The 12945-nt window shown below is 75.7% G+C and carries 11 protein-coding genes; 2 read left to right on the plus strand and 9 right to left on the minus strand.

Features of this window, described 5'->3' with window-relative positions; genetic code table 11:
* Positions 1-100: 100 nt before the first annotated feature.
* Positions 101-469: a MerR family DNA-binding transcriptional regulator gene (locus AGRA3207_RS14810; protein WP_231335208.1), complete on the plus strand. Its 369-nt coding sequence runs from the start codon at positions 101-103 to the stop codon at positions 467-469.
* Here AGRA3207_RS14810 and AGRA3207_RS14815 read toward each other — a convergent pair.
* From AGRA3207_RS14815 to AGRA3207_RS14845, 7 genes are all read right to left on the minus strand, one after another.
* Positions 466-1137 carry a response regulator gene (locus AGRA3207_RS14815; RefSeq protein ID WP_231335209.1) on the minus strand — a complete coding sequence of 224 codons (672 nt, stop codon included), beginning with the start codon at positions 1135-1137 and terminating at the stop codon, positions 466-468. The two genes, AGRA3207_RS14810 and AGRA3207_RS14815, sit on opposite strands and share 4 nt — an antisense overlap.
* Positions 1138-1224: 87 nt before the next feature.
* A complete protein-coding gene (locus tag AGRA3207_RS14820) occupies positions 1225-2760 on the minus strand; it encodes a sensor histidine kinase (RefSeq protein ID WP_231335210.1) in 1536 nt (511 codons plus the stop codon).
* 400 nt (positions 2761-3160) lie between these two features.
* Positions 3161-4114, minus strand: a complete 954-nt coding sequence (locus AGRA3207_RS14825) for a cation diffusion facilitator family transporter (protein ID WP_231335211.1) — start codon at positions 4112-4114, stop codon at positions 3161-3163.
* On the minus strand, positions 4115-5275 hold the full coding sequence (locus tag AGRA3207_RS14830) for an SIS domain-containing protein (RefSeq protein ID WP_231335212.1): 1161 nt from the start codon (positions 5273-5275) through the stop codon (positions 4115-4117). It lies immediately after the preceding gene.
* Positions 5272-5454: a Trm112 family protein gene (locus tag AGRA3207_RS14835; RefSeq protein ID WP_231335213.1), complete on the minus strand. Its 183-nt coding sequence runs from the start codon at positions 5452-5454 to the stop codon at positions 5272-5274. Before AGRA3207_RS14835 ends, AGRA3207_RS14830 begins: the two co-directional genes overlap by 4 nt.
* Before the next feature lie 7 nt (positions 5455-5461).
* On the minus strand, positions 5462-6817 hold the full coding sequence (locus AGRA3207_RS14840) for a phosphomannomutase/phosphoglucomutase (protein ID WP_231335214.1): 1356 nt from the start codon (positions 6815-6817) through the stop codon (positions 5462-5464).
* 181 nt (positions 6818-6998) lie between these two features.
* A complete protein-coding gene (locus tag AGRA3207_RS14845) occupies positions 6999-7376 on the minus strand; it encodes a DUF3499 domain-containing protein (protein WP_231335215.1) in 378 nt (125 codons plus the stop codon).
* Positions 7377-7567: 191 nt separating this feature from the next.
* Between AGRA3207_RS14845 and AGRA3207_RS14850 the strand changes: the two genes are divergently transcribed.
* Positions 7568-7987: a metallopeptidase family protein gene (locus AGRA3207_RS14850; RefSeq protein ID WP_231335216.1), complete on the plus strand. Its 420-nt coding sequence runs from the start codon at positions 7568-7570 to the stop codon at positions 7985-7987.
* A 50-nt stretch (positions 7988-8037) separates the two neighbouring features.
* Here the strand turns inward: AGRA3207_RS14850 and AGRA3207_RS14855 are convergent, their stop codons facing one another.
* Both AGRA3207_RS14855 and AGRA3207_RS14860 read right to left on the minus strand, forming a co-directional pair.
* Positions 8038-9489, minus strand: coding sequence for a DUF5719 family protein (locus tag AGRA3207_RS14855; RefSeq protein ID WP_231335217.1), 1452 nt, complete (start codon positions 9487-9489; stop codon positions 8038-8040).
* Positions 9489-12860: a glycosyltransferase family 2 protein gene (locus AGRA3207_RS14860; protein ID WP_231335218.1), complete on the minus strand. Its 3372-nt coding sequence runs from the start codon at positions 12858-12860 to the stop codon at positions 9489-9491. The genes AGRA3207_RS14855 and AGRA3207_RS14860 overlap by 1 nt, the downstream gene beginning before the upstream one ends.
* Positions 12861-12945 lie beyond the last annotated feature (85 nt).

A 12945-nucleotide genomic window follows, 5' to 3' on the forward strand; every position in this document is an offset into this window, starting at 1 on the left:
CGGTGCGCGCGTTGGCGTCCGGCCGCGAGTCTACGGGCGGCCCGGGCACCGGAGCACGACCGGAGGCGACTTTCTCACACGAATTTGTCAGAATCGGCGGATGCGCATCACGGAGGCCGCCCGGCGGCTCGGTACCTCGCCCCGCATGCTCCGCTACCGGGAGACGCTGGGGCTGCTGCCCGCCACCCGCGACTCCGGCGGCGTCCGCCGCGGCGGCGGCCACCGGCGCTTCGGGGACGCCGAGCTGCGGGCCGTGGCGCTCGCCCTGGCACTGGAGAAGCGCTACGACATCGGGCCCGCGGAGCTGGCGTTCGGCCTGCGCGTCCTGGCGGAACCGCAGGTGCAGGCGCATGTGCGGGAGCTGGGCGAGCGTATCGGGCGGCTGTCCGCGCCGCCCGCCCGCGCCCTGGACTTCGAGAAGGAGAAGGCCCTGCGCCTCCTGCGCCGCCGGACGCCCGGCCCCCGCTAACGCGCGCTCTCGCCGGGGACGACGACGCCGGACTCGTAGGCGAGCATGACGGCCTGCGCGCGGTCGCGGAGGCCGAGCTTGGTGAACACGCGCGCCACGTGCGTCTTGACGGTGTGCTCGCTGACCACGAGGCGCCGCGCGATCTCACCGTTGGACAGCCCTCCGGCGATCAGCACCAGCACCTCGGTCTCCCGGGCGGTCAGCGTGGCCAGCTCCGACGGGGCCTGCGGCCTGGTGCGCCGCTGGCGGGTGAACTCGCGGATCAGCCGGCCGGTCACCTGCGGGGCGAGCAGCGAGTCGCCGCGCGCCACCACGCGGACGGCGGAGACGAGCTCGTCGGCGGTCGCGTCCTTGAGCAGGAAGCCGCTGGCGCCGACGGCGAGCGCGTCGTAGACGTACTCGTCGACGTCGAAGGTCGTGAGCACCAGCACGCGCGTCTGCTCGGTGCCGGGGAGGGCGAGGATGCGGCGGGTGGCCTCGATGCCGTCCATGCCGGGCATCCGGATGTCCATGACGACCACGTCGGGACGGGCGCCCTCGGCGAGCCGCACCGCCTCGCGGCCGTCACCGGCCTCCCCGATGACGGTGATGTCCTCCTGGGAGTCGAGCAGCGCGGCGAACCCCGCCCGCACGATCGTCTGGTCGTCGACGATCAGCACCTTGATCACCGCGGTCCTCCCGGCCGGACGGCCGCCGCCGGGCGCCCGGGACCGGCGGCACGGCGATCCGGCGGCAAGGGTGGGTCCGACCGGCCGCTATCTCCCCGCCCGCCCATCGGCCGGCTCCTCCCTGTTGAGCGGAAGCTCGGCCTCCACCAGGAACCCGCCCTCGGTGGCGGGACCGGCGGAGAACCGTCCGCCCAGCATGGTCGCACGTTCCCGCATGCCGACGAGACCGTGTCCGCCGGAACCGGCCGCGGGCGAGGACTCCAGGCGTGTCCGCCCGGCGGGGCCCTCGTCCGGGACGGGCGGCCGCGGGACCAGATCGTCGCGGCCCAGGACCCTGGTCGACCCGGACGCGCCGTCGTCGACGACGCGGACCGCCAGCCGGTCCGGCAGGAACGTCAGGTCGACGCGGACCTCCGCGCCCGGCGCGTGCCGCCGCGCGTTCGTCAGGGCCTCCTGGACGATCCGGTACGCCGACAGCTCGACGGTCGTGGACAGCGATCGGGCGTCGCCGTGCACGCGCAGATCGGCCTGCCCGCCCGCGCCGCGGTGCTGCTCGATGAGGTCGGGCAGCCGGTCCAGGCGCGGCTGCGGGGTGGTCGCCGACTCCGGCTCCGGCTTGGCGTCGGCGCGCAGCACGCTGAGCAGCCGCCGCATCTCCACCAGCGCCTCCCGCGCCGTCCTGGCGATCTCGGTGTAGCCGGCGCGGGCCTCGGGCGAGAGGTCCTGCATCGTGTACGGGGCCGTCTCCGCCTGGACGGCGATCATGGAGACGGAGTGCGCGACGACGTCGTGCAGCTCGCGTGCGATGCTGGCGCGCTCGCGCATCACCGCCTGCTCCCGCTGCACGGCGATCAGCCGCGTGAGGGTCTCGTTGGTGCGCTCCTCGGCCTCCGCCTCCGTCCGCCCGGCGGACTCCACGGCGCGGCGCGCGTCGCCCAGGCCGATGGCGGCCAGGACGGCGATCACCGCGGCCGGCCACGGGACGTCGTCCAGCGTCGAGGTGGCGAGGTAGACGACGGCGACCGTGGCGGCGCCGCCGACCGCGAGGACCCCGGCGGACTGCCGGGGCAGCTGCCTGCCCAGCGCGTACAGGGTGTAGAGGGCGGCGAAGGTCGTCGTGACCAGCAGCAGCTGCCCGGTGAGCAGGCTCGCGGCGAACGCGCCGAGCGCCACCGCCGCCACCGGCCGCAGGTACTCGCGGCGCCAGACGAGCGGCAGCGTCGAGGCCACCGCGAAGCCGCCCGCGAGGCTGAGCGGCGACTGGACGCGCGGCGCCAGCTCCGCCAGCGCGGCGATCGTCAGGGCCAGCCCGGTGAGCGGCGCGAAGTACCAGGATCCGGTGACCTCCCCCCAGGCGTGGAGCCAGCGCGGCAGCGGCGCCGTCGCCCCCTCGCCGGGGCCGCCCGGCCCCCGGCGCGCGCCGCCGGTCAGCCGGCCGGTGAGGTGGACGGCCAGGGGCCGCAGCAGCGTGCCCAGGCCGGTGAGGATCCAGAGGAGCAGCTGCCCGACGCCCGCCACGATCCGGCCGGACAGCCGCCACGCGTGGTGCGCGAGGGCGGGGCCGAAGCCCGCGGGATCGGGGCCGGTCCGGGCCCTGTCGGAGTGGTGGTCATCGCCGGTCACCCCTCCATACTGACCGGTGGGGCGGGTCCGGCACCTCACCATCCGGGGCTATGCGAGGACCCAGGATCCCCCTGGAGGACGACCCCGTTTCCCTCCTTTTGGCGGACGAACAGAAGGGCACCGCGAACGTAGTGTCTTCATTGTGACCGCGACGGCGGCCACCACCGACGTAGGGGGTTCGGTGGGGCTGCCGCGGTCACACCAGAACCGCCCGGCTCAGGGGTCCGGGCGGGGAAGCATGGGAAAGCACCTCGCCGGACGGCCGTGGTACCGCCTCCTCGGAGGTTCCGCCGGTCTCGCCTGGGCTGGGGTTCGGCCGGCACACGGTGTCGGCCGCCCGGCGAGGGATCCCATGCGGGGCATCGGGGGATGTCCCGCGGTCACGGGGACCCCCCCGCGCTCAGGGGGAGGCGGGGGTCTCCGGCTTCCGCGCGTTCTTGCGCACGGCCTCGTCCAGCGCGGGCTCCAGGTAGATCAGGTGCGCCTCCGGGAACCGCGCCCGGATCCTGGCCTCGGCGGCGTCGATGCCGCGCGCCACCTCCGCCGCCGTGTCGTCGTGGTAGACGGCGATCTTCGCGGCGATCAGCAGCTCCTCGGGGCCGAGGTACTCGGTCCGCATGTGGATGACGTGGTCGACCTCGTCGACCGACTCCAGCGCCTCGATGATCCGCTCCTCCTGCTCGGGGTCGGCGCCCTCGCCGATCAGCAGGCTCTTGGTCTCGATGGCCAGGATCGTCGCGACCGCGCCGAGCAGCAGCCCGATCGCGACGGTGCCGACGCCGTCCCAGACGCCGTCGCCGGTGACCACGGCCGCCGTGACGCCGAACAGCGCGAGGAACAGGCCGACGAGCGCGGCGAGGTCCTCCAGCAGCACGACGGGCAGCTCCGGCGCCTTCGCGCGCCGGATGAACGCCCACCACGACTTGTCGCCGCGGACCGTGTTCGACTCCTTGATCGCGGTGCGGAACGAGAACGCCTCCAGCACGATCGCGATGATCAGCACCGCGAACGCCCAGGCCGGGGCCTTGACGTCCTCCGGGTGGGAGATCTTGTGGTAGCCCTCGTACAGCGAGAACGCCGCGCCGACGGTGAACAGGACGACGGCGACGACGAACGCGTAGAAGTAGCGTTCCCGGCCGTAGCCGAACGGGTGTTTGGGTGTCCTGTCGCGCTCGGAGCGCTTGCGCCCGAGCAGCAGCAGGCCCTGGTTCCCCGAGTCCGCGACCGAGTGGATCGACTCGGCCAGCATGGACGACGAACCGGTGAACGCGAACGCGACGAACTTCGACGCGGCGATCCCGAGGTTGGCGGCCAGCGCGGCGACGATGGCCTTCGTTCCGCCCTCAGCACTCATCTACGCAATCCTCGCTTTGAGCTCTTGAATGGCCGGCACGGGCGTGGGGTCGACGCCCAGCACGATGGCCAAGTAAACCGTGACATAGTCCCCGAGCGCGATCAGGGACGCGATCCTCTCCAGCGGATGCGCGCCCTCGGCCGTCAGCTCGGTGACCGCGACACCGCGGTCGCGCGCCATCCGCACCGACGCCTCGCGGCGCTTGCGCACCTGCGGATGCTCGTCGCCGTCGCCCAGGACGATCAGGTGCAGCCCGTGCTCGGGGTCGTCGGCGCGGTCGCGGAAGAAGTCGTCCGGGTCGGGGACGGCGCCGGGCAGCCCCCGCCCCGGCGCGGCCCGCGCGAAGAACCCGTCGAAGGCCATCACCTGGTTGTGGTCGGCCTCCGGGACCTCCCCGAAGACGGCCGGGTACTTCGCGTTCTCGTTGAGCTGGCAGGCCAGCCGGTACGCGGCCGTCGCCGTCACCGCGGACGAGCCCCACACCATCGGCACGTCGCCCGCGAGGTCCAGTGCGAGCCGCTTGGCGGGGTTCACGAACGGCTCGCTCGCCGGGCGGCACCGGTGCGCGACGTCCTCCAGCCGCTCCGCGGTCGTCTCCAGCACCGCGTCCGGCACGTCCGCCAGGCCGAGGGCCCGCGCGGCGAGCAGCAGCGGCACCGTCAGCCCCCACAGCGTCGCGCGCGGCTGGCCGGCCGACCGGATCGGGACGAACAGGCCGCGGCTCTGGGCGGCGAGGTCCGCCAGCGGCGACCCGTCCGCGCCCACGAACAGCAGCCGGCAGCCCCGCCGCGCGGCCTCGGCGCCGACCGCGAGGGTCTCCTCCGTGGAGCCCGAGCACGACACCGCGATGACCAGGTCCGCGGCGCCCACCCAGCCGGGCAGCCGGTAGCCGCGGACCGTCACGACCGGGATGGGGCAGCCGGTGCCGCACACGGCCGACAGCACGTCGCCGGTGAGGCCCGAGCCGCCCATGCCGGCGACGACGATCGCGCGGGGGCGCCCGTCCTCGGCCACCCCGTCCACGCCCGCCTCGGCCGCGGCACGGCGCGCCTCGCGGACCTGCGCGGCCGACGAGGCGACCATCCGCAGCATCCCGCCGGGGTCGGCCGACTCGGCCGACCCGGCGTGCTCCAGCCGCCCCGGGTCGAGGGTCCTGCTCACGGAGCGGGGGTCCGCGCCTCGTCGACGAGGAGGACGGGGATGTCGTCGCGGACGGGGTAGGCGTAGCCGCACGAGCCGGTGCACACCAGCTCGGACGCCTGGTCGTCGGCGCGCAGGTCGCCTCCGCAGTTGGGGCAGGCGAGGATCTCCAGCAGCCAGGAGTCGAGCTTGATCGTCATTGGGGCGTCACTTCTCCCTCACGATGGCGAGGACCTCGTCGCGGACCGCCGCCATGGTCTCGTCGTCTCCCGCCTCCGCGTTGAGGCGCAGCAGCGGCTCGGTGTTGGACGGCCGCAGGTTGAACCACCATCCGGCGGCCTCGTCGCCGACGGTCAGCCCGTCGAGTTCGTCGATGGTAACGCCCGGTCGCCCGGCGAAAGCGTCCCGTACCCGGCCGGCGGCGGCGTCCTGGTCGGCGACCTCGCTGTTGATCTCCCCGGACGCGACGTAGCGGGTGTACTCGCCGAGCAGCTCCGACAGCGGACCGTCCTGCTCACCGAGGGCGGCCAGGACGTGCAGCGCGGCGAGCATCCCCGAGTCGGCGAACCAGAAGTCGCGGAAGTAGAAGTGCGCCGAGTGCTCGCCGCCGAAGACCGCGCCGGTCTCGGCCATCGTCTGCTTGATGAACGAGTGCCCGACGCGGGTGCGGACGGGGGTGCCGCCGTTCTCGGAGACGATCTCCGGGACGGCCCGCGAGGTGATCAGGTTGTGCACGATCGAGGCGCCCGGGTGCTTGGCCAGCTCCCGCGTCGCGACCAGCGCGGTGACGGCGGACGGGGCGACGATCTCGCCGCGCTCGTCCACCACGAAGCAGCGGTCGGCGTCGCCGTCGAAGGCCAGCCCGATGTCGGCGCCGGTCTCGCGGACCTTGGCCTGCAGGTCGCGCAGGTTCTCCGGCTCGATCGGGTTGGCCTCGTGGTTGGGGAAGGTGCCGTCCAGCTCGAAGTAGAGCGGCACGAGGTCGATCGGCAGGCCCGCGAACACCGACGGGACGGTGTGCCCGCCCATGCCGTTGCCCGCGTCCACGACCACCTTCAGCGGGCGGATCGCCGACAGGTCGACCAGCGTCTTCAGGTGGTCGGCGTAGCCCTTGAGGACGTCCTTGCGCGTCACCGTCCCGGCGGGGCCGCCGAAGGCGGGGACGCCCTTCTCGACCAGCTCGCGGATCTCGGTGAGCCCGGTGTCGCGGCCGACCGGGCGGGCGCCGGAGCGGCACAGCTTCAGCCCGTTGTACTTGGCCGGGTTGTGGCTCGCGGTGAACATCGCGCCGGGCAGGTCGAGGCTGCCGCTGGCGTAATAGAGCAGGTCGGTGGAGCCGAGGCCCGCCTCGATGACGTCCGCGCCCTGGGAGGTCGCGCCCCGCGCGAACGCCTCGGCCAGCGGGACCGAGGACTCCCGCATGTCGTGCGCGGTGACGACCGCGCCGACCCCCGTCACGCGCACGAAGGCCGCGCCGACGGCCTCCGCGGTGGCGGCGTCCAGCTCGTCCGGGACGACGCCCCGGATGTCGTACGCCTTGAAGATCTTGGCGAGGTCGCCCACTCCAGCTCCCTATCCGAACGATGACGCGGGGGATTGTCCGAGCCTACCGGGAACCGGACCCGCGACCCGCCGCGCCCGCCAGGTGAAAGGGCCGCGCGGAAGGACCGGGTCCTGTCCGGGGGTGGCCTCGCCCGGCACGGCGGCACCGCACACGCCCGGCCGTGGCCGGAGGGAGGGTCCGCTATTCCTGCGGCTGCGTACCGGCGGGCTCGGAGCGCAGGACGCGCAGGTGCCCGCGGCGGCCGACCTCGGTGCCCTGGCCGACCGGCTCCTGCCCGGACCCGGGCGCGGGCTTGGCGGCCTCGCGGACGGCGTCGGCGAGGGCCTCCAGGTCGTCGGCGCTGGGCTCGGACGGCTCCTCGACGGGCAGCCGCACCAGCTCCCACCCCATCGGGGCGGTGAGCCGCTCGGAATGCTCCGCGCACAGGTCATAGCAGTGGGGCTCGGCGTACGTGGCGAGCGGCCCCAGGACCGCGGTGGAGTCGCGGTAGACGTACGTGAGCGTGAAAACTGCTGGCGCCTTGCAGGCGGTGCGGGAGCAAGTGCGGACGGGGCTCACGATGGCCGACCGTACCCCTCCTCCGCCCCCGCCGCCACCACCCGGGCGCACGTGTCGCCGTTACCGGTCGAATTCCGAGGTAAGAGTTACATTCCGCGCCACCATAGGTTCCTGCCGTCCCATTCCCGTGGCTCCGGGGACCGGGAGTGAGCACGAGCCGAGTCCCGGGCCAGGCGGGGTAGTCTGGATGGGTGCGATCCCGTGTGGCAGGCGTACGGCGCCGCGATCGGCACGGTCGCGGCCTCCGTGGCCCTCTGACGCCCCCGCAGGCGCCGGTCTCGCGGACCCGCGCGGAACGGTTCGACGACCTCGTCGGGGACGAGGTGCGCCGGCTCGGCAAGCGCTGGGGCCGGGAGCTCTCCCGGGTGGAGTTCACGGTCGAGGAGGTCCCGGAGGTCGAACCCTGGTTCGACGGGCCGGTGCCGCTCGGCCGGACCGTCCCCGGTGAGGGCGGGCGCCCCGTCCGCATCGTCGTGTTCCGCCGCCCCGTCGAGGCCCGCGCCTCCGGCGACCAGGAACTCGGGCGGCTCGTCCGCGACCTGCTGGTGGAGGAGATCGCCGACCTCCTCGGCCTCTCCCCCGAGTCCGTGGACCCCAGCTACGACGAGTAGCCCCCGACCCCGGCCCAAGGGCTCGCCCGGTGGCTGCCCTCCGGCCGTCCCTAGGGGGTCAGGACGGTCTGGGAGTCGGCCGCCCTGGGGAGCACCTGGGTCATGGACGCGGGGACGACCGGCAGGACGGTGAACAGGAAGCCGTCGCCCTTGCCCGTGTACATCGTCCGGGCCGCGTAGACGGGTCCGGAGCCGGGCTTCGGGGTGATCAGCGCGCTGAAGCCCTGGTCACCGCCCGCCGGGACGGTGATCTTCGTCTCGACGGTCCGCCCGGCGGGCACCTCGATCTCCTGGGGGGTGCCCGGCGCCTGCCCGGCCAGCGCCGTCACCTGGACGGACGCCGCCCGCGACGGGGCGGTCAGCGTCAGCACCGAGTCGAAGCGGTTGTCGGCGACCACGCCCCCGGCCACGCGGCGCGGGCCGTCCGGGGCGCCGAGGGGGGCGGTGGCGGCGCCGTAGGCCACGTCCGCGCCGCGCTCGGCGGTGAACGCCGCGACGACGGGACGGTCGGCGGACACCCGGACGGCGCCGGGTTTGCCCGCCAGCCCGAGGTCGACCGGGGTGACGGTCTTGCCGGGGGCGTCCACGACGTCCTGGCCCTGCGGGCTGAACTCGCCCTCCGGGCCGACCACGCGCACCCGGACCCGCGCGTCCGCCTCGCCGGGGACGGCGACCAGCAGCCGCCGCTCACCGGACCCGCCGGGCACCCCCGGGACGACCAGCGACGCGGCCGGCGCCGGTGACGCCGGCAGCCACTCGATGCCCTTCTTCTCGCCGATCCGCACCCGCAGGGACGCGGCGACGCGGCCGCTCGTGGTGCGGACGTGCAGGGCGAGGTCCCGGGCGGTGTTGAGGATGTCGCCGAGCCCCTCGGGCGACTTGCCGAGCTTCACGACCGTGGTGCTGTACGGGGCGACGGGGGTGGCGCGGCCGTCGGTGGTGTCCAGGGGGCCCACGCCCGACAGCGCGGTGAGGTCGACCGACGCGGGCTGGGGGTCGACGTTGGTGAGGTAGAGGTCGAGGGCGTCCGCGGCGTCGGGCCCGGGGCCGAGGAACCACAGGTCGGTGCCGGGCGAGGCGCAGCGGGCCCCCGCGAGGCCCCGGTCGGGCCCGCCCGGCCAGTGGGTGGTCTGCTCCACCTCCAGGCCCGCGGCGATCCCGCCTGCGGCGCGGACCGTGAAGGACTCGTCGCCGCTCGCGGTGTCCTTGCGCCAGCCCTGCCCGGCCGCGGTCATCGACGCGAGGGGCGCGCCGCCGCGCGTCTCGGAGGTGTCGACGTGGCCGCCGGAGGGGCCGCCCTTCGCCGACTGGACGCTCAGCCGCCCGCCCTCGTGCCCCGGGCACACCGCGACCGCCGAGGTGATCGGCACGCGGACGCCCTTCGCGTCCGCGGTCGCGGAAGGGCGCGACAGCGACGCGGCGCCGTAGAGCGCGGCGAGCGCGACCAGGACGAGGGCCGCCGTCGCGTACCGGAGGCCGAGGAAGCGGAGCATCCTGTCCATCAGGAGCGTTCCTCCAGGCTCTCGCCGGACGGCCCCGCGGACCCGGCCGCGGGGGTGTCACGGGCGGATTCGAGGGCGCCCGCGGGTTCGCGCGGCGCGGGGAGCGCCGCGCGGGGGCCGTGGCGGGCGTGCTCGCCGGTGTGCCCCCCGATGCGGTCCATGACGCGGTCCCGGACGCGGGTCTGGATCCGGCTGCGGACGCGGCGTCCACGGCCCCGGTCGCGCTCCCCCGTGGGCATCAGGGCGTCGGGCTGCGCGCCCGGAAGCGCGAGCACGGCGACGAGCAGGACCGCGACGCCCTGCACGGCGATCCAGGTGTGCCGTGCCGTCATGCTCCGCGTCAGCTCGAAGTCCCCTCCGGCGGCGGGGATGTCGTAGCCCTGGGCCCAGCCGTCCACGGTCCGCGACGTGACGGCCCGGCCGTCGAGGGAGGCGCGCCAGCCGCCGTCGGACGCCTCGGCCAGCAGCAGCGTGCGGGGGCGGGCACCCGCCGCGATGTGGAAGCGCGCGCCGCTCCTGCCCGCGGGCAGCGGCGTGACCGCCGGGCCGTCCAGCAGCAGCATCCGCGCGGTGGGCGACTGGAGCCGCCACACTGCGAAGGTGCCCGTCCGGCTGAGGCGGGTCAGCTCCGGCGAGGCGTCCAGCACGCCGGTGACCGGGTCGGACGCGGGACGGGGCACCAGGACGTACCCGATGCCCATCCGGGTCAGCGCCGGCCCGTCGTCGCCCTCGCGCCCGGCGGCGAGCTCGGCGACGAGGTCGTCCAGGCGGCGTCCGGCCGCTCCGCCCGCGGGGGTCTCGGCGTCACCGAGCCGGGGGCGCCCGTCGCGCAGGACGGTGTAGGACACGCGGCCCGAGCCGTCGCGCCGCAGGACGAGGGTGCGCGCGCCGCCCGGCGCCACCACGAACTCGGGGACCGCGTCGGGGTCGGTCTTGCCGAGCGGGCCGCCCGCGCCGCCCGCCACCCACAGCGCCGCGGCCAGCACCGGCGCGGTGAGCGCGGCGGCGACCACGACCGCGCCGCCCGCCTTGTAGATCAGGTGCTTGCCCGCGAGGACCTCGGTGCCGCGCTGGACGGCGGCGGTCGCGGCCAGCAGGATCCCGGCGGCCGCGACGATCAGCGCGACGCCGGGCCAGGGGGGCGCCGCGTCCGCGCCCTTGGTGACGGTCGCGGCGCTCGTCACGATCGCGACGAGCAGCCCGAAGAGGGCCAGCAGCCAGCCGGCGAGGACGGCGTTGCGGCGCCCGCGCAGCGGAAGCGCGCACACCGCCGCCGCCAGCAGCCCGGCGAGCGCCCAGTTCGCGGGCGTGCCGGGCCCGCCCGGGCTCAGCGTCAGCAGCCCGGCCGCGTCGGCGGGCTCGGGCCCGTGGTGCAGGCCCGCCTCCAGCAGGAAGCGCGACGGGTGCAGCAGCAGCCCGGCCGTCCACGGCAGGAGCAGCAGCGGCGGGACGCCCAGCGCGATGGCCAGGTTGCGGCGGCCCGCCCGTCCCGGCCCGCCGAGCAGCGCCCACGCCAGCCCGCCGCCCGCCAGGGCCAGTGGCCACACCAGCGGGACGAACGCCATCGCGACCGCCAGCAGCAGCGCGACGGCCCACGCCGCGCGGCCGGCGCGCTTGCGTCGCGTGCGGGCGTCGGCGTCCCGGTGCGGCGACCCGTGCGGCGACCCGTGCGGCGCCGGCTCGTGCGACGGCGCCCAGCCGTACATCCGGGCGACCTGCACGGCGATCAACGGCAGGAGGACGAGCACGGCGGCGGTGCCGAGCCGCCCGCCCGCGACGGCGCCGGTCGCGGCGGGCAGCAGCGCGTACACGGCGGCGGCCCACACCCGGACGGCCGACACCGGGACCCGCCGCCCGCTCGCACGCGCCCGGCGTCCCGTGAGCGACGGCTCCCGCACCAGCACCCGCGCCGCGCGGTAGGCGGTCAGCCCGGCGAGGGGCACGCTGCCCAGCAGCAGGACCGACACGGCCAGCCACGGCTTGCCGAACAGCAGCGTCGACAGCGCCGCGAGGACGCCGATGTACGGCGGGCTCCCGGCGTCGCTGCCGAGCCCCACCGGATGCCACCCGGAGGCGTACTGCGCCCACAGGTCGCCCGCGCCGCCCCACGCGGGGACGAGCGCGCCGCCGCCGAGCCGCCCCCCGGCGGTGACGAGCGTCCGCTCCGCGGCGAGCGTGACGGCCGTCAGCGCGAGGACGAGCAGCACGCCGGGCCGCGCCAGCAGCCTCCTGAGCGGGCCGGGCTCGTCGGACGCGGCGTCGGAGAGGACGTCGTCGTGGTCGCGGTGGCGCTCGTGGGCGGCCAGGAACTCCGACACCCTCTCGACACCGCGGCGCAGCACGACCCACCGGGGCTGGAACCGGCGGACGCTGCGGTACACGCGGGACCGGCCGTCGGCGCGCGCGGCGCGGGCCCGCCGCAGCCTTCCGGGCGCGCGCAGGACGTCGCCGAGCGCGCCGAGCTCCTGGCGCGCAGCGTCGGGACGCTTGGTGACCAGCAGGCAGAGCGCGTGCAGCAGCGACGCCCAGACGTTGCGGGCCAGCGAGCGCAGCATCGCCGCGAACGGCTGGTTGGCGAGCAGCGTGTGGAGCGCGTTGCGGCGGTCGACGCGGCTCGGCGCCTCGGCGGTCATGCCGATCTCGCGGAGGCCGCGGCGGGCCGCCTCGGCGTGGTAGACGACGGCGTCGGTCGCGACCACCACGCGGTACCCCGCGGCGTGGACGCGCCAGCAGAAGTCGACGTCGTCGCGGAACATCCCGTATTCGGGGTCGAACCCGCCGAGCCTGTTCCACACGTCCCGGCGGACGAGCATCCCGGCGCTGCCGACCGCGAGGACGTCCCGGACGCCGTCGTGCTGGCCCTGGTCGAACTCGTGGCCGTCGATGCCCGTCTCGCGCCGTCCCGCCGCGTCCACGGCGACGCCGACCTCCCGCAGGACGCGGCGGTCGTCGAAGTCGCGGACCTTCGGCCCGAGCACCGCCATGCCGGGGTCGGTGCCCGCCGTCCGCAGCAGCTGCGCGAGGGCGTCGTGCTCGGGGACGGAGTCGTCGTGCAGCAGCCAGACCCACTCGGTGCGCGGGTTGCCCGGGTCGTCGTCGGGGACGGGCACGGACGCGGCGTCCTGCCGGAGCGCCTCGGCGACGGCCTCGCCGTAGCCGGTGGTCCTGGGCAGCGTGAGCACCCGGCCGGCGCCGATCACCTCGGCGAGCACGGCGGGACCGCGGTCGCGGCTTCCGGTGTCCACGGTCACGAGACGTTGCACCGGCCGCGTTTGCGTCAGCAGCGCCTTGAGCGTCTCGGGCAGCCACCGCGCGCCGTCATGGGCGACGAGGACGGCCGTGACGACGTGGCGATCGAGAGTGGGCGACAAGGGTCCGCTCGATCTGTGGGACGACAATCAGCAGCCGTGCCGGCCCCGGGGGGCCGGCACGGCTGACAACTGTACGCGTGGCCGC

This window comes from Actinomadura graeca (genome assembly GCF_019175365.1).
Lineage (GTDB): Bacteria > Actinomycetota > Actinomycetes > Streptosporangiales > Streptosporangiaceae > Spirillospora > Spirillospora graeca.